The 17,659-nt window shown below is 58.3% G+C and carries 13 protein-coding genes; 4 read left to right on the top strand and 9 right to left on the bottom strand.

Translation table 11 applies throughout. The features are described 5' to 3' along the window. The first annotated feature begins 398 nt into the window (after nucleotides 1–398). Nucleotides 399–1,607: an aldose 1-epimerase family protein gene (locus HMPREF3096_RS07060; RefSeq protein WP_023323523.1), complete on the top strand. Its 1,209-nt coding sequence runs from the start codon at nucleotides 399–401 to the stop codon at nucleotides 1,605–1,607. A gap of 47 nt (nucleotides 1,608–1,654) precedes the next feature. Here the strand turns inward: HMPREF3096_RS07060 and HMPREF3096_RS07065 are convergent, their stop codons facing one another. Further along, nucleotides 1,655–2,182, bottom strand: coding sequence for a GNAT family N-acetyltransferase (locus tag HMPREF3096_RS07065; protein ID WP_008807143.1), 528 nt, complete (start codon nucleotides 2,180–2,182; stop codon nucleotides 1,655–1,657). 68 nt (nucleotides 2,183–2,250) lie between these two features. Further along, nucleotides 2,251–3,624 carry a UDP-N-acetylmuramate:L-alanyl-gamma-D-glutamyl-meso-diaminopimelate ligase gene (gene mpl, locus HMPREF3096_RS07070; protein ID WP_023296931.1) on the bottom strand — a complete coding sequence of 458 codons (1,374 nt, stop codon included), beginning with the start codon at nucleotides 3,622–3,624 and terminating at the stop codon, nucleotides 2,251–2,253. A gap of 175 nt (nucleotides 3,625–3,799) precedes the next feature. On the opposite strand from mpl, the gene fbp reads away from it, so the two are divergent. Beyond that, entirely contained in the window at nucleotides 3,800–4,798 is a 999-nt protein-coding gene (gene fbp / locus HMPREF3096_RS07075; protein WP_008807144.1) for a class 1 fructose-bisphosphatase, read from the top strand. Between the two features lie 42 nt (nucleotides 4,799–4,840). Here fbp and yjfF read toward each other — a convergent pair whose 3' ends face one another. The 4 genes from yjfF to ytfQ form a co-directional block, all read right to left on the bottom strand. Next, complete coding sequence (yjfF, locus tag HMPREF3096_RS07080) at nucleotides 4,841–5,839, bottom strand: galactofuranose ABC transporter, permease protein YjfF (RefSeq protein ID WP_002886825.1); 999 nt, start codon at nucleotides 5,837–5,839, stop codon at nucleotides 4,841–4,843. Then, entirely contained in the window at nucleotides 5,826–6,851 is a 1,026-nt protein-coding gene (gene ytfT / locus HMPREF3096_RS07085; protein ID WP_008807145.1) for a galactofuranose ABC transporter, ATP-binding protein YtfT, read from the bottom strand. The genes yjfF and ytfT overlap by 14 nt, the downstream gene beginning before the upstream one ends. A 10-nt stretch (nucleotides 6,852–6,861) precedes the next feature. Further along, on the bottom strand, nucleotides 6,862–8,364 hold the full coding sequence (gene ytfR, locus HMPREF3096_RS07090) for a galactofuranose ABC transporter, ATP-binding protein YtfR (RefSeq protein WP_008807146.1): 1,503 nt from the start codon (nucleotides 8,362–8,364) through the stop codon (nucleotides 6,862–6,864). A 123-nt stretch (nucleotides 8,365–8,487) separates the two neighbouring features. Beyond that, nucleotides 8,488–9,444 carry a galactofuranose ABC transporter, galactofuranose-binding protein YtfQ gene (ytfQ, locus tag HMPREF3096_RS07095; protein ID WP_008807147.1) on the bottom strand — a complete coding sequence of 319 codons (957 nt, stop codon included), beginning with the start codon at nucleotides 9,442–9,444 and terminating at the stop codon, nucleotides 8,488–8,490. Nucleotides 9,445–9,847: 403 nt separating this feature from the next. Between ytfQ and ppa the strand changes: the two genes are divergently transcribed. Together ppa and HMPREF3096_RS07105 are read left to right on the top strand one after the other, a co-directional pair. Continuing rightward, the gene (ppa, locus tag HMPREF3096_RS07100; protein WP_002886766.1) at nucleotides 9,848–10,378 is read left to right on the top strand and encodes an inorganic diphosphatase; all 531 of its coding nucleotides are present in this window, start codon (nucleotides 9,848–9,850) and stop codon (nucleotides 10,376–10,378) included. 74 nt (nucleotides 10,379–10,452) lie between these two features. Next, entirely contained in the window at nucleotides 10,453–11,640 is a 1,188-nt protein-coding gene (locus tag HMPREF3096_RS07105; RefSeq protein WP_032731800.1) for a hypothetical protein, read from the top strand. 143 nt (nucleotides 11,641–11,783) lie between these two features. Here HMPREF3096_RS07105 and HMPREF3096_RS07110 read toward each other — a convergent pair whose 3' ends face one another. The 3 genes from HMPREF3096_RS07110 to tamA are packed head-to-tail and all read right to left on the bottom strand — an operon-like array spanning nucleotide 11,784 to nucleotide 17,637. Next, nucleotides 11,784–12,128 carry a gamma-glutamylcyclotransferase family protein gene (locus tag HMPREF3096_RS07110; RefSeq protein WP_008807149.1) on the bottom strand — a complete coding sequence of 115 codons (345 nt, stop codon included), beginning with the start codon at nucleotides 12,126–12,128 and terminating at the stop codon, nucleotides 11,784–11,786. Between the two features lie 2 nt (nucleotides 12,129–12,130). Beyond that, entirely contained in the window at nucleotides 12,131–15,907 is a 3,777-nt protein-coding gene (gene tamB, locus HMPREF3096_RS07115; RefSeq protein WP_008807150.1) for an autotransporter assembly complex protein TamB, read from the bottom strand. Beyond that, nucleotides 15,904–17,637, bottom strand: a complete 1,734-nt coding sequence (tamA, locus tag HMPREF3096_RS07120; RefSeq protein WP_008807151.1) for an autotransporter assembly complex protein TamA — start codon at nucleotides 17,635–17,637, stop codon at nucleotides 15,904–15,906. The genes tamB and tamA overlap by 4 nt, the downstream gene beginning before the upstream one ends. Between the last annotated feature and the right edge of the window lie 22 nt (nucleotides 17,638–17,659).

The following is a 17,659-nucleotide window of genomic DNA, read 5'->3' on the forward strand; positions in this document are numbered from 1 at the left end:
GCAAGCGCAGCGCCGCCGGGCAAGCTGTACCATGCTCCGTTCCCGTCATTGTGCCGGATGGCGGCTAACGCCTTATCCGGCCTACCTTCACCCCAGTTCTAAGGTTTGCGCCAGCAGGGATGTACCTTCCGTATCGCCTGGGGCCCCTCATCCGCACGACGATACGTTTGTTTTTTGCCTTGTTGCCAAGCTGAATCGTTAAAGCTAAAAACAATGTAGATCACATACCCTGGTGATAAATTCGCATTACTTAGCAAAATAATACGACTTTCATCTCATTTAACATCATAAAAACGGCCACTTTCTCACCAGGTGAGGCGCTTCACATTTTAATCACCCCCATGCCGGTAGATTTCACACGTCAATGACACAATCGATTCAGCAAAAAGGGAATAAAAATGAAAAAGACATTGGTTCTGACGACGATCGCCCTGCTGGTTTCTGGCTCAGCCGCGGCAAAAACATGGGTGCTGACGAACGCTGAAGAGGGCATGGATAAAGGAAACTGGCAGATCAGCAGCGATCAGCTGAAGGTAAAAGACCATGCGTTCAGCATTGAGCAAAAAGTCCTGCACGGCGGTAAGCAGGAAGGCAGCAAAATCCTCACCATTCACAGTAAAGACGGCCTGACCATCACTCTCAGCCCAACCCGTGGCATGAACTTACTGCGTATTGAGGGTTTCGGCAGCCGGATGGGCTGGGATTCGCCGGTTAAAGAGGTCGTCAACCCGGCGTTTATCAACCTGGAAAGCCGCAATGGACTCGGCTGGCTGGAAGGATTCAACGAGATGATGGTCCGCTGCGGCTATGAATGGACCGGCCATCCGGTGACCGCGGACGGGCAGATTTATACCCTGCACGGCAAGGCGGGCAACACTCCGGCCTCGCGGGTAGAAGTCGAGGTGGCTGACAGCGCGCCGTATGAAATCCGCATCCGCGGCCTGGTGAAAGAGAGCACCTTCAAAAAAGCCGATCTGCAGACCCTGACCGAACTGCGCTACGTGCCGGGCAGCAACAGCTTCAGCCTGCATGATGTCTTAACCAACCATGCTGACTATCCGCATGATTATCAGATTATCTACCACAGCAACTTCGGCACCCCGATTCTGGAAGAAGGCGCGCGCTTCCTCGCCCCGATGTCCAGCATCAGCCCGTTCAATGATTACGCGAAGAGCGGGTTAAAAACCTGGCAGACCTATCAGGGACCGACCAAAGATTTTGACGAGATGGTATTTAATATTCAGCCGCTGGCCGATGAAAATCACCAGACCCTGGCCGCGGTGGTCAACAAAGCGGGCGATAAAGGGGCCTCCATTCAGTTTGATACCCGTCAGCTGCCGGTCCTGACGCTATGGAAAAACACCGACACCATCAAACAGGGCTACGTCACCGGTATCGAACCGGGCACCAGCTACGCCTATCCGGTCACCATTGAACGCGAACAAAAACGCGTGAAGCAGCTGCAGCCGGGCGCCAGCGCGCAGTTTGATCTGACCTACACCCTGCTGCACGACAGCGCTCAGGTTGCCGCCGTTGAGCAGAAAATCGCGCAGATTCAGGGCGACAATAAAGTCGCGGAGAACGAGACGCCGATCGCCAAAGAGTAAGGTTGTAACCAGTGAATTCCCGGAGCGGGGCGACGCCCCGTTCCGGGCTACTCCCGCCCCATCACCTCGCGCCCGAGATCCCGGGCAAACTGCTGGTACTGTCGCTCATCGATCGGCTGCGGGTAGCTCAGTACCAGTAGCTCATGATCCGCGATGCCCTGATGATAGCTCGGGTGATGATGCGCCCACGCATTGGCATGAAACCCCATCGACTGATAAAAGCGCAGCCGTTTATGAGCGATTGCCGTGGTTAGCGGATCGATTTCCAGAATGGTCAGCGGCGCGCGCGTCAGGATCTGCGCCAGTAGCTGTTTACCATAGCCGCGGGAGCGCAGCGTATCGTCGATCGCCAGATGTTCGATATAACCGTAGCCGGCAAACTGCCAGCAGCCGCTGAGGCCGATAAATACGCCCTCATCGAACCACGCTTCCAGCGCGTAGCGCGGGTGGCTCAGCGCCTGAAGTTTGGCGTCGCTTTCGCGCTGCTCGTGCCACGGAAAGGCGCGCGCGTAGAGCGCGTCCAGCGTGGCGAAATGGGGCGAGTCGGTAGAACGTAATCTTTCGCAGGTCAGCATGGCACAATCCCTGGTGGCGAAAACAAAACTGCCCTCACACGGAGGGCAGTGATCGGAGGCGTTCGCGCTTATTCTGCCGCGGCCGCTTTTTGCGCCAGCTTATCCAGCAGCTTCTGATGAATGCCGCCGAAGCCGCCGTTGCTCATCACCAGGATATGGTCGCCCGGGTGGGCGGTTTTGACCACCATCTCCGCCAGGGTATCGACGTCGGCGCTCCAGTGGGCCGGCTGGACGCAGGCTTCCGCCACTTCCGCCACCTGCCACGGAATATGCTGCGGCTGCAGGAGGAACACTTCATCAGCGCGACCGAGAGACGGCGCCAGATCGTCTTTGCAGACGCCCATTTTCATGGTGTTAGAGCGCGGCTCCAGCACGGCGAGAATGCGCGCGGTGCCGCCCACTTTGCCGCGCAGCGCCTGCAGCGTGGCGAGGATTGCCGTCGGATGATGGGCGAAATCGTCATACACGGTAACGCCGTTGGCTTCGCCGCGCAGCTCCAGGCGACGGCGGGCGTTGATAAAGCTGCCCAGCGCGTTCGCGGCATCCGCCGGCAGCACGCCGACGTGACGCGCCGCGGCAATCGCCATCAGGCCGTTATGCATATTATGCTCGCCGACCAGCGCCCACTTCACTTCACCAACCTTTTCGCCGTCGAGCAGCACTTCCCACTGCGAGGCGTCGGCGTTCAGCTTCTTCGCCTGCCAGTGGCCCTGCTCGCCCACCAGCTCCTGCTCGCTCCAGCAGCCCATCGCCATCACCTGCTTCAGGTTGATGTCGTTCTCCGGCAGGATAATTTTGCCTTTGCCCGGCACGATACGCACCAGATGGTGGAACTGTTTCTGAATCGCCTTCAGGTCGTCAAAGATGTCCGCGTGGTCGAACTCAAGGTTGTTGAGGATTAGCGTCCGCGGGCAGTAGTGAACAAACTTGGAGCGCTTGTCGAAGAAGGCGCAGTCATATTCGTCGGCTTCAATCACAAAGAACGGGCTGTCGCCCAGGCGTGCGGAAACATCAAAGTTCCCCGGTACGCCACCGATCACGAAGCCCGGTTTATAGCCGCAGGCTTCGAGGATCCAGGTCGCCATCCCGGCGGTGGTGGTTTTGCCGTGGGTCCCGGCGACGGCCAGCACCCAGCGATCGCGCAGCACGAAGTCGTGCAGCCACTGCGGGCCGGACATATACGGAATATTGTTTTCCAGCACCGCTTCAACGCACGGGTTGCCGCGAGTCATGGCATTACCGATGATCACCAGATCCGGCCGGGGATCCAGCTGGCTGGGGTCATAACCCTGAATTAAATCAATCCCCTGGTTTTCCAGCAGGGTGCTCATCGGCGGATAGACGTTAGCATCCGACCCTGTTACCTCATGACCGAGGGAGCGCGCCAGCATGGCCAGGCCCCCCATAAACGTGCCACAGATTCCTAAAATATGAATGCGCATTCGTCATTTCCTTCTCTTATCCGGGGCACATTTTACCCATATCCCGGGCCCTGGCGAAATGCATTTCAGGCGAATCTGTATTTTGCTGGCGCGATTCACCAGTGCGCACTTTTTTGATTCTTTGTTAAGATTGTTGCGTTCGTTTTACTCAACATAAAAATGCAGGGAACGAGTTATGAAAACGTTAGGTGAGTTTATTGTTGAAAAGCAGCACGAGTTCTCCCACGCCACCGGTGAGCTGACTGCTTTGTTGTCAGCAATAAAGTTGGGCGCCAAGATCATCCACCGCGATATCAACAAGGCCGGTCTGGTCGATATCCTGGGTGCCAGCGGTGCTGAAAACGTTCAGGGCGAGGTTCAGCAAAAACTCGATCTGTTCGCTAATGAAAAATTAAAAGCCGCACTGCGAGCACGCGATATTGTTGCCGGGATCGCCTCCGAAGAAGAAGATGAAATTGTCGTCTTCGAAGGGTGTGAACACGCCAAATACGTGGTGCTGATGGACCCTCTGGATGGCTCCTCTAACATCGACGTTAACGTCTCTGTCGGAACGATCTTCTCTATCTACCGCCGCGTCACGCCTGTCGGCACGCCGGTGACAGAAGAAGACTTCCTGCAGCCGGGTAACAGGCAGGTGGCCGCGGGCTATGTGGTCTACGGCTCTTCGACGATGCTGGTATATACCACCGGTTGCGGCGTCCACGCCTTCACCTACGACCCGTCCCTCGGCGTCTTCTGTCTGTGTCAGGAGCGCATGCGCTTCCCGGAGAAGGGCAATACCTACTCCATCAACGAAGGCAACTACATCAAATTCCCGCAGGGCGTGAAGAAGTACATTAAGTACTGCCAGGAAGAGGACAAAGAGACTCAGCGTCCTTATACCTCACGCTATATCGGCTCGCTGGTGGCGGACTTCCACCGTAACCTGCTGAAGGGAGGCATCTACCTGTATCCGAGCACCGCCAGCCACCCGGACGGCAAGCTGCGCCTGCTGTATGAATGCAACCCGATGGCCTTCCTCGCCGAACAGGCGGGCGGTAAGGCCAGCGACGGTAAAGAGCGTATTCTGGATATTATCCCGGAAAGCCTGCACCAGCGCCGCTCCTTCTTTGTCGGTAACAACCACATGGTTGAAGACGTCGAGAACTTCATTAAAGCATTCCCGGACGCCTGATCCCTGCCCTCCCTTCCCGCCTTGCGGGAAGGGAGTTCCCTGTCAGCGACTTCCCGCTCCACTCACCCGCGTCACCGCCGCATTCTGCCGATTTTCCCACAGCACCGTCAGCCCACGCTGCAGCGCGATAAAGATAAACAGCAAAATACCGATCGCAATTTTCGTCCACCATGAGCTGAGGGTGCCATCGAAGTTGATGTAAGTCTGAATCAGCCCCTGGATCGCCACCCCGAACAGCGTTCCCAGCACGGTGCCAACACCGCCGCTGAGCAGCGTACCGCCGATCACCACCGAGGCAATCGCGTCCAGCTCCACGCCGACGCCCGCCAGCGCATAGCCCGCCTGGGTATAAATGGAAAAGACGATCCCGGCCAGCGTCGCCAGCCCGGTGGAAAGCATATAGATACGGATCGTGGCGCTGCGAGTCGAAATCCCCATTAAATTCGCCGACGTCGCGTTGCCGCCGATGGCATACACCTGGTTGCCAAAGCGGGTGCGATGGGCGACAAAAATACCGGCCACCACCACCAGCAGCATCAATAGCCCCATGGCGCTGAGACGACCGCCGCCGGGGATGGTCCATGCCAGCCCGGACAAGGTGTCGTAGACCGGATGGTTAATCGGAATCGACTCCTCCGACACCAGATAGCTGACGCCGCGCAGGAAGAACATGCCGGCAAGCGTGATGATAAAAGCCGGGATCTTCAGCGCGTCGATAAGCAGCCCCATAAACGCACCGAAGGCGCAGCCCATCACCAGCACCAGCGGAAACGCCACCAGCGGCGATATTCCCCAAAAGCCAATCGCTTTGGCGAGGAAGACGCCGGTAAAAGCGATCACCGACCCCACCGACAGATCGATCCCACCGGAGAGGATCACAAAGGTCATGCCCACGGCGATGATCCCGAGGAAGGCATTATCCGTCAGGATATTGCAGATCACCCGCGTTGAGGCAAAGCCGGGGAACTGCGTCAGGCAGTAGAGATAGCCCAGTACAAACACCGCCAGGGTGATCATCAACGGTAAATTACGTTTTATCATGGCCGCGTACCCCTTTCAGTAAACCGATAAAGCGCGGCGACTGGACAATCAGTACGCACAGCACCACCACCGCTTTCACCACCTGGTTGAGCTCCGGCGGAAAGCCAGAAAGCAAAATGCCGGTATTCATTCCCTGGATAATCAGCGCCCCCACCACCGACAGCAGCAGGTTGAAGCGCCCGCCCATCAGGGAGGCGCCACCGATGACCACCGCCAGAATGGCGTCCAGTTCGAGCCACAACCCGGCGTTATTCGCATCCGCGCCGCGTATGTCCGCCGCCACGATAATCCCGGCAATCGCTGCGCAGACGCCGCTCAGGACATAGGCCAGCATCACCACGATACGAGTATTCACGCCGGCGTTTTTCGCCGCGCGGATGTTAATCCCCACCGCTTCGATAAACATGCCCAGCGCCGTTTTACGGGTAAACAGCCAGAACAACAGCAGGGTGGCGGCAGCGATGATCACCGGCGTTGGAAACAGCAGAAACGATCCGCTGCCGAGCCACGCCAGGGCCGGGGAATCAAAAGTGACGATCTGCCCGGCGGTGATCAACTGCGCGACCCCGCGCCCGGCCACCATCAGGATCAACGTCGCCACGAAAGGTTGGATCTTAAGGATCGCCACGAGGATGCCGTTCCACAGCCCGGCCAGCGCACCGGCCCCCAGTGAGGCCAGCACCACCACCGCCAGGCTGTGCCCGGCGACGGTCATCGAGGCGGCCGTCGCGCCGGCAATCGCCATCACCGCCCCCACTGACAGGTCGATGCCGCCGGTGGCGATCACCAGCGTCATGCCAATGGCCAGCAGCGCCACCGGCGCGGCGCGGTTAAGAATATCGATCGGGCTGCCAAACAGGCGGCCATCCTGGAGCACCACCTGATAAAAATGGGGCGCGACCAGGCTGTCGACCAGCAGCACCAGCAGCAAGGCAATGATCTGCGGGGTGCCCTTCGGCCAGCTGAAGCGTCGCTTCTCCGGGCCGGTTTGCGAAAGAGATCGAGGCATCATGAGTTACTCCTTATGCCGCAATAGCGTTCATGATCGCCGGTACAGAGAGCTCGGCGAGCGGGATCTCCGCCACCTGTCGGCGATCGCGCATGATAATGACCCGATCGGCGTAACCCACCAGCTCCTCCAGTTCAGAGGAGATAACCAGCAGCGCCAGACCATCGGCGCAGAGGGTTTCAATCAGGCGAATAATTTCCGCATGGGCGCCGACGTCGATGCCGCGGGTCGGCTCATCGAGGATCAGGAACTGCGGTTTGGTCAGTAACCAGCGGGAGAGCAGTACCTTCTGCTGATTGCCGCCGGAGAGAAACTCGATCGGCTGCTCCGCGCTCGGGGTACGGATCCCCAGCTGGCGAATAAAGCGCTCGGCGATCTCGTTCTGTTCACGCCGGGGGATCGGCCGCAGCCAGCCGCGCTGCGCCTGCAGGGCGAGGACGATATTTTCCCGCACCGAAGCGGCGGCGATAATGCCGTCGGTTTTGCGATCTTCAGGACAGAAGCCGATCCCGAGGCAGGAAGCCTGATGCGGAGAGCGCAGGGTCTGCGGTTTGCCTTTGATCCACGCCTTCCCGCTGTCCGCCGTTTTAATACCGAAGATCACCTCGGCGGTTTCCGTGCGTCCGGAACCCAGCAGGCCGGCGAGGCCCACAATTTCGCCCGGACGGACCTGCAGGTCGAACGGGGCGATGGTGCCTTTTTTACCGTAGCCTTCAAACGCCGCCACCGGCTTATCGCTCAGCAGGGTACGGCCCGCCCGCTGCAGGGCATTGTGGTCCAGTTCGCGACCCAGCATCATTTTCACCAGCTCAATCTGCGGTAGCTCGCGAGTCTCGCGGCAGCCGACGAAACTGCCGTTGCGCAGCACGGTGATGCGATCGCTGACCGCATAGACCTGATCGAGAAAATGGGTGACGAAGATTAGGCTGACGCCGTTATCCCTGAGCTGGCGCATCAGGGTGAACAGCATCTCCACCTCCTGGGTATCGAGGCTGGCGGTGGGCTCGTCGAGGATCAGCACTTTGGCCGACAGGTCGATGGCCCGACAGATAGCGACGATCTGCTGCATCGCCACCGAAAAGCGGTTCAGCGGTTCGCGCACGTCGAGAGAAAAGCCGTAGGAGGCCATCAGCGCCGTCGCCCGCGCCTCCATCTCTTTGCGTCGCAGCAGGCCAAACCGCCGCGGCTCACGGCCGATGAACAGGTTATCCGCCACCGACATATTGGGTAGCAGGTTCACTTCCTGGTAGACGGTGCCAATCCCCAGCTGCTGGGCATGGGCGGTATTTTTGGGCGAAATAGCCTGGCCTTCCAGCCAGATGGTGCCGCGATCGGCATGGTAAACGCCGGTAAGCGCTTTGATCAGCGTCGATTTTCCGGCGCCGTTTTCGCCCAACAGGGCCATGATTTCGCCGCGCCGCAGGCTAAAGTTGACGTTATCCAGCGCCTTAACGCCGGGGAAGAATTTACTGAGTCCTTCGGTACGAAGGATCTCCTGGTGTGCCTCGGCGCTCATAATCGATGTCACCTTCAAATGATGTCAGGTTACCCCGGGTCGCGCTGGGCTTCCCGGGGTTACTGGAACGCTGCTTTTTACCCTCTCCCACTGGGGAGAGGGATGGAATGAGGGGCTCCCCACTCAGTAGCCCATATTTTTCTTCTTCTCTAACTCTTCTTTCGCCGTATCCGGCAGATACAGCGTCGATTTGGTAATGGTCAGCTTCTCAGGCAGGGTGCCGTCTTTTTTGTATTTCTCCAGCGCATCAAACGCCGGGCCGGCCATATTTGGCGTCAGTTCGACGCTGGCGTTGGCTTCACCAGCGATCATGGCTTTATAGATATCCGGCACGCCGTCGATGGAGCCCGTGAGGATATCTTTGCCCGGCTTCAGACCCGCCTCTTTAATGGCCTGGATGGCGCCGATTACCATGTCATCGTTATGGGCGAAGACCATGCAGATGTTTTTGCCGTTATTCTCAGCTTTGATAAAGCTCTCCATCACCTCTTTCCCTTTGCTGCGGGTGAAGTCGCCGGACTGAGAGCGGATAATTTTGATATTCGACGCTTTGGCAATCGCGTCGGCGAACCCTTTCTTACGATCGATGGCCACGCTGGCCCCAACGGTGCCCTGCAGTTCAACGACGTTACACGGCTTACCGTCGACGGTTTTCACCAGCCAGTCGCCAATCAGCTGGCCTTCCAGCACGTTGTTGGCGGTCACGGTGGTCATGTAGAGATCTTTATCTTTAACATCAATGGAACGGTCGAGAAGGAAGACCGGGATCTTGGCCTCTTTCGCCTCTTTCAGCACCGGTTCCCAGCCGGTGGCCACCACCGGTGCAATGAAGATCGCGTCGACCCCCTGAGCGATAAAGGAGCGCACTGCTTTGATCTGGTTTTCCTGTTTTTGCTGACCATCAGCGATCTTCAGGGTGATACCGCGCTTGGCGGCCTCCTCTTTCGCGACGCTGGTTTCCGCCGCACGCCAGCCGGATTCAGAACCGACCTGCGAAAAACCTACGGTTAGCGGGGCAGCTATCGCCATAGACGACATAGCTGCGGAAACTGCTGTGACAAGAAGTAAGCGCTTCCACATAAGGGTATCCTCGTAGGGTTATTGTTGGTTAAAGTCTCACCTGCGGACAAACTATAGACAATCGGTGATGTAACTGAATGCGTTACATCACACTTCAAAAAAGTAAATGAGATGTTAATGATGGCCCCGCTGCCCAGCGGAGAGCCGATAAGGCTTCGCAGGGAGCGCGGCTGTTGCGGTTTATGACGTTTTTTTAAGCAGTTTGATAAATCAATCACATGCAATGAAAACGGTTACATAAATTTATTCATGATGTGGCTATGTTTATGGATTTTCATGTCATTATTACGCGAAAAATTCGGAGCACTCCGCGGCGATATCGGGAAAAAGAAGCGAAGACTTTCGATGTGAGTTGGCTATAATACCGAGCACTTGTTTGCCATACATTTTAAAGGAAACAGACATGAGCTTACTCAACGTACCTGCGGGCAAAGATCTGCCGGAAGACATCTACGTCGTGATCGAAATCCCGGCGAACGCAGATCCTATCAAATATGAAGTCGACAAAGAGAGCGGTGCACTGTTCGTTGACCGTTTCATGTCCACAGCAATGTTCTATCCGTGCAACTACGGTTACATCAACCACACCCTGTCCCTGGACGGTGACCCGGTTGACGTGCTGGTCCCGACGCCGTACCCGTTGCAGCCGGGCTCCGTGATCCGCTGCCGTCCGGTTGGCGTTCTGAAGATGACCGACGAATCCGGTGAAGATGCGAAACTGGTTGCCGTACCGCACACCAAGCTGAGCAAAGAATACGATCACATCAACGATGTGAACGACCTGCCGGAACTGCTGAAAGCCCAGATCACTCATTTCTTTGAGCACTACAAAGATCTGGAAAAAGGCAAGTGGGTTAAAGTCGACGGTTGGGACAACGCGGAAGCAGCGAAAGCTGAAATCGTTGCCTCTTTCGAGCGCGCAAAGCAGAAGTAATTCTGTCTCAGGCAGGGTCATCCCCTGCCTGATTGCGGCACGGATAGCCGCGATAACACCATGGAGGGTGTCCCGTGAAAAGCGTTCGCTATTTCACTCTGAACTATACCGGTTTCACCACCGCCGCCTGTGAAAAACAGGGATATCTGCGCCTTATCGCCGGCGAGCATGTCTTTTATACCGATAAACGCTATTTTAACGACCCCGCGCTTTTTGACCACCTGACGATCAATCAGCCTCTGCACCTTGGCGTCCGCCGTCTGGACAACGGCTGTTACTGGATCCACTGGCTCAGCGATGGCGAAACGCTCCTTGAACCCAGTCAACGGGTAACGCGCTGGGCCCGTCCGCTGCTGATTATCAGCCTGCTGACGCTCATCGTCGCTCTTATCCCGCTCGTGATGAGCACCTCAGAATGGGGAAGGTTCGGCTGCGGCATTATCGCGATACTGGCCTTCATCGGACTGTTAACAGGGCTCTATGAGCGACTGTTCCACCCGGCGCTAAAACGGCACCCCGCCATGCGCGATCTGCTGACGAAGATGGCGCAGGCCCGCCGCCGCGACTTTTCCTTTTGCCAGCGGCTACCTGCAACGGCGCGGGCCGTCCGCCAGTCGGCAATGCCTTTTACGCAAGCCCTGCCGGAACGCTATGCCGTCCGGACGGGAAAAATTAGCAATATCATTTTTAAGAAGTGGTTCGCGGGGAACCCAACGCGGGAATACCATGGCGTTGGGATACAATGCGACACGGCGCCGCTGGCCTTCTGGTGGCAGGCAGGCTGCGCCAATTTCGCGCTGCATCCCGTTCTCTATCGTCGTCAGCCACCGTTTATCGCCATTGGCGATCGCCTCGTCGCCGTGTACGAGCGCGACAGCCGTGCGATCCACGCGCTATACAATGCCAGCGACGGCGCGGCTTATATAAAAAACCATCCACTCTATCCAGGTCGCCGACAACTGGCGCTGCTCTATTACCTGTTTTACGGCCTCGCGCTGGTGATGTATCTGCTATTTCTCGCTGTTGAACTCATCAGTGCCCTTCAGTCAGGCCGGAGCGTCTGGTGGCAGGTTCAGGATTCACTGGACATGCTGTCCCTATTATTACTCAGTTTCGGCGGGATCCTGGCGGTACTGGAGCTGATTGGCCCAACGGCCTGGTTATTATCACACCGGGTAGCTGACTGGCTGAAGATGCGCTCGGCGATGCGGCGCTACCTGCAGGGAGTGGCCCGCCATACCGCGCTCGAGGAGATCATGTAATGTTCAGTACTCCAACACGACGATTATTCTTTCTCGCGCTGACGACGCTGGCTTCCGCGATGTGGCTGGCGAAGGATCGTCTGCCACTCTGGTAAGGCATGGAGCAGAAAAAACAACGCCACCCGAAGGTGGCGCTGTCGTGGTTAGTACTGGTCGCGATCCAACCAGTTGCCGTTCGCTATCAACGTGCATCCCTCAACGGAACGTTGATACACATACATCCATGCGCTGCCGTAAGGCGTCTGAATGAGGTGGCGCGCATACTCGCCCCCCTTCGTGCGTAGCGCATCCAGTTCGGCCAGCGTCGATGCATCAATACGATAAACTTCACCATGTACTGTGCCTTCGCCGGGCACCGCGCCTGGATAGTGGCCCAGGCTGTACAGCTGATAATCGTTGACACTATGAGCGCCCAGCCACTGGGCGTTGGTCATCCAGTGGCTGTTGCCTTGTTTGCGTCGTAAACTGCCGTAAACAAATATTCGCATTGCTAAAACTCAAACTGATAGAGCAAATCGAGCGCCTGGTCAATGCCAGACACCGCTTCCACATATAGCCTAGGCATCAGGCGATAACGTAAAGTCAGCGTCGCCAGGGAGTCGAAAATACCGACCCCATATTTTACCTGCAGACCCGGCAGTACATAGCCGCTGACCACCACCTGGGAAGAGTCGCCTACCCCTTCGGTGTCCAACGCCAAATTGCTTACGCCAAACGTCTCGCCGATTTTACCCACAACCTGACCACTTTGTGCAACCCCCATTCCAATAAGCATTGAGGTCATCGCGGCGCTATCGCTCTGTCCGCTGCTCAAACCCTGGCCGCGCAGCAGATAAGATAGCGCTTCCTGCTGGGACATCACCGGGTCAGAGAAGATCTCCGCTTTCGGCTGATCGGCGGAGCCGGTGACGCGAACGCCGGCGATCACATCGTCTTCGGTAGCATCCGGGTTACGAATCGCTTCGATATTCAGCAGCGGCTGATCCGGCGGACCGGAGAACAGCAGCTCCCCTTTGCGAACAATCAGATCCTGACCATAGGCGTGGAAGCGGCCGTCCGGAATATTGATCTGCCCGTTGAGGCCCAAGCCTTGCTTGTCCTGCGCCACTTTCAAATCACCGGTCAGACGCGCTTTCAGACCAAAGGCTTCCAGACGCACGTTGTTGCCGACGTGGATCGTCAGGTTGCTGTTGATCGGGATACCGGCGCTCTGCTGATTAATCGGCTTGAGGTTTTTATCCAGCATCACTTCATCAGAGGAGACGCCAACCGCGCTCTCTGGCACCTCGTTGACCACGATCCGCGCCCAGGGCACATCCACCTTGCCATCAAGGCTGAACAGGCTCGGCGTGGCGGTAAACACCACGTCCGGCGACACATCGAGACGCACCATCGGCGGCACCGTGATCCGCACCCGGCTGCCCTTCGCTGCAATCTGCGCCCGCCAGTTATCGATCTGCGTCCAGTCGGCGTTGCCGCTGAGAGCAATTTGCCCCTGGCGGGTGTTCACCGTCCCCTGCAGGGTCGAGCGCGTGCCGTTGAAGTTCATCGCCAGCTGGCTCGGCTGCATATCAAACGGCATGAAGTTGCCATCGATATCCACCCCGCTGAGCTGCATCTGGCCGAACAGCTGCGGGCTTTTCACGTTGCCGCCCAGACGCAGACGGGCGTTGAGCCTCCCCTCGGCTTTTTCGCCGCGAGCGAAAATCGGGTTGATCATCGCCAGCGAGAAGTTGCTGATATTGACGTTGCCGCCGAGATTACGCCGCCCCTGCGGGTCGGTGACCTGCACCTGCCCATCCAGTTGACCATTGTTGGTCAGGCGGATAAGCCAGCCCAGCTCGGCGCGATTGTTATGCAGGTCGGCGCTGAGGTTCAGCGTATCGAATGCCACCGGCAGCGGCGCGTCGTTGACCACCTGGGTCACCTTGACGTTGCGCCCGCTGAGGGTCACTTTGCCCTGCGGCAGCCCCTCTTTGGTGGTGTCCCAGCTCACATCGGCATTACCGGTAAACACGCCGCTGGCCTGGGTCGCCTCCGGCATAAACGGCTTAAGCATCGCCAGATCGAAGCGGTTGAGGTTCACTCGCGCCCGCCCGCTGGCGCCCGCGTCGATGGTCTGCGGGACGCAAAGCTCGGCGTTCGGGTTGGTCCAGCAGTGTGGCCCAATGCTGATTTTCTGCTCCTGGTTGCGGTAGTCCAGCGCAATGCTGCGCGTCAGCGCTACCGGCCCTACCGGCGTCTGGAAGCGGGTATCGCTCAGCGAGCCTCTCCAGCGTTCGGCCTGACGATCGAAGCTGCCTGCCAGCGTCAGCTGGCCGGAAACCGGATCGCCCTGCACGCGCAGCCGCAGCTCATGCTGCTTCTCAGTACCTTTGGCATTGAGCTGCACCAAACTGATATTGACCCCCGGCTGGCTAATGCGATCGACCCGCACATCCAGATTACCGCCAATCTGATCGGTGGATTTCACGTCCCCTTTGACGTTGACCTGGGCGATCGTCAGTTCCTGCCAGCGCAGCGCCCGGGCGGTGATGTCGGCCAGAAGCTGCGGCGCATCGACAGTGCCGCGCACTTTCACCAGCCCCTTCGCCGTTCCGCCAAGCCCCGGCAATGCATTATCCAGATGCGGGGCATCGATAGTGGCGTCGAGGTTAAGATCCTTCACCCCAAGCTCACCTTTGATATCGGCGCTGTTCGGGCCTAACGCCAGGTGCAGGCCCGGGATTTTCCACTGCAGATAGCTGTTACCCTGCAGCGAGCCCGAAACATCCACTTTGTTCTGCTTCACGTTGCCGGTAATTTTCAGCTCCGGCACCGACATCTGCCAGCTGCCGCCGTACAGGCTGCCCTGGGTCTTGATCATGCCGTTGAGCTTCGACGGCCAGTCCGGCACCTCTTTGGCGGTGTTGATCCCATCGAGGGTCAGCTCGCCGCGCCAGCTGATCGCCTGCTGCCAGTCGAGCAGCGCCTTCAGCTCGGTTTTCCCTTCCAGGGCGTTGACCGTCAGCTTGTCGAGATTAATCTGCCGCTCATTGCCTTTGGCGTTGAGGGTGATTTTCGCCGGCGGCAGCGACTGACCTTTCACCGCCGTGGAGAAGGCCAGCGCGTAGTCGGTCATTTTGCCGCTAAACTTCAGCTGGACGTCGTCGGCCTGGAACTGCTTCTCGCCGCTGAATGGCCAGGCGAGCTGCTTACTCTTCAGCTCCATATTGAGCGGCAGCCCGGCCTCCGCCAGCTGCGCATCCGCGCGCAGCGTGGCCGCGACCGGCCCGCTTAAGTCCACCCCGACCTTAAGCGTTTTACGCACTTCGCCGCCCACCTTCAGCTGCACCTTCTCCCCTTTCATCGGGTCAACGTTCAGCGTTCCGGCGAGGGTAATGTCCACCGGCCAGTTATCCTGCAATTGCGCGTGGCCCGAGGCGCTGACCTTGCCCTGATCGGAGTCGATATCGAGGGCGTCGAGCTTCATCTGACCGTCGATACTGCTGACTTTCAGCAGCAGGTTATACACGGTGATGTCGGTATCGCCGGTCAGGCGTAGTTGTTCCCCGCGGAACGCCTGAATATTGAGGTTCAGCGGCAGATGGACATCGGTCATTGCCGGCAGCACCGGCTGCGAGAAGAGGTCGGTCATCGTCTCGCCGAGCGGTTTTTCCTGCGGCTTCGGGTTGTCGATTTTCGGCTCGACCACCTGCTCCTGCGCCACTTTCGCCACCTTCGGCAGGGCGATCAGCAGCCCCTGCAGCGAGGTCGGCGTCAGGGTCAGGTTTTTCTCCTGCCAGTTCAGGCCGGTGGAAAAATCGCGCACGGACACTGCGGTATCGTCGATTTTGACGTTGACGTTATGCAGTGCGACGCGGCTGAGGGTGATCGGATAAGGGGTGGAGAGATTCAGCGGCCCGCTGTCTTCTTCCTCGACCGGCGCGGCGGGCGGCATCTTCTTCGTATCGACAGCGACGTAAATATCGCGCAGCGCGATGTCGTTCACGCACAGGCTGCTGTCCCACAGGCAGCGCAACCTGACGCTGAGGTGAAACTGGCCGGCGGTGACCGCCACGCCGGGCTGCTCGTAGCGAACATTATCGAGGGTTAAATCACGCCAGCCACCGGTGACTTTGCCGATATCCAGCCCCGGTACCCAGCGATCCGCCGCTTTGAACACCAGATGCAAGCCGGTGGTCGTCCCCACCAGGAACCCGACGGTGCCCAGCAGGAGCACCAACACGATTAAGACGCCGAGGCTTATCTTCTTCCATAAACTCATAATTCAGGCCCCAGACCGATGTAAAACTGTAAACCATGCTCTTCTTTGTCGCCGATCGGCCGGGCGATATCCAGCTTGATCGGCCCCACCGGCGACTGCCAGCGCACGCCCACCCCGGCGCCGGTTTTGAAATCGCTCTCGCGAATATCGCTGACCGCTTCGCCGCTATCGACAAACACGGCGCCCCACCATTTACCACTGACGTTGTACTGATACTCCAGCGAGCCGGTCGCCAGCTTCGAGGCCCCGATCAGCTTGCCGTCATCGTCCTTCGGCGAGATAGATTTGTATTTATAGCCGCGAATACTGCGGTCGCCCCCGGCGAAAAAGCGCAGATCCGGCGGCACCTTGTCAAAGTTGTCCGCTTCGATCCAGCCAAGGTTGCCGCGCACCACAAAGCGGTGGCGGTCATAGAGGGTACGGATCCAGACGTCCTGGGCCTGCATCACGATGAAGTTGATGTCCGAGCCCCACATGGTGTTGGAGTAGTCCACGGAGTAGCGCTGTGAATCGCCCCAGGTGGGCATCAGACCGCCGCGAGAGCGAGTGCGGTTCACCGAGACCCCAGGGTAAATCAGCATGGTGGTGTTGGTGACGTTCGCCTGGGTAAAGTGGTCCAGGCTCCAGCGCAGGTTGATCGCCCGCTGCCAGCCGCTCGACATCTCCCAGAAACGCGATACCCCAAGCGTGGTGGAGTCGGCCTGGGTGTCATTAAGATCGGTGCGCTTAAAGCCGCCCTGCATCAGATAGTACTGCTCGAGCGGGCTCTTCAGCAGCGGGACTTTATAGGTAAAGTCGAACTGCTGCTCCGGAGCGGAGAGGCTGACGCTGGAGGTCAGGCTGTGGCCATACGAGTTCATCCACGGTTTTTTCCACGTGGCTTTCACGCGCGGCCCGACATCGGTTGAAAAACCAACCCCGGTTTCCACGGTGTTCTCTTTGCGTGGCGAAACAACGCCCTGCAGAGGCAGCACCTTGGTTTTCCGTGATTTAGCGAAATCAGGCGCCACCACGACTGAACTGAACCAGCCGGTCGCCGCCAGGCGGCGGTTTAGCTCGGCCAGATCCTGCGAGGTGTAGTAGTCGCCCTCTTTAAACGGCACGAGGTTTTGCAGGTATTCATCGCGAATTTGCGATCCGGAGAAGGTGACGTGACCAAAGCGATAGCGCTCGCCGCTGTCGTAATCGATATCCCAGAACGCCTGGTGGCGGTCAAGGGAGACCCCGAGCTGGCTTTTGTTGAACTCGCTGTCAAAGTAGCCTTTGCGCAGGGCGACGCGGGTCAACGAGCTCTTGAAACCGTCATAATCGCCATGGTTCAGCACCGTCCCGATGGCCGGACGCGTTTTTAGCAGCGCCAGATAGTCGCTATCGGTACGGGCGCCGCCGCGCAGAATGACCTCGGTTCCACCAATGCGCACCGGTTCACCCGGGGTCACTTTGGCGATCAGCACCTGACGCCCCCTTTTCGGCGGCGGACGTAAATCAAATTCAATCGTCGGCTCGTAATAACCCAGCGCTTTCAGACCTTCGCGAATGGCGTCATCGACGCGCGCGCGAAAGCGACGATCCGGCGTGACCTCATCACTCTGGATGGTGGAAAGCTGGGCGCGAACGTTTCTCTCCAGCTCCCCGGATAATCCCTCAACCTGCAAACGCACATTCGCTGCGCTGGCGACCCCGCTGACCAGCAAAAGGCTGGTGATACATAACTGGCGGATTTTTAGCACATTTTCTCCTGAATCTCCCTGT

It is taken from the genome of Klebsiella sp. HMSC25G12 (assembly GCF_001807705.1).
GTDB lineage: Bacteria > Pseudomonadota > Gammaproteobacteria > Enterobacterales > Enterobacteriaceae > Klebsiella > Klebsiella variicola.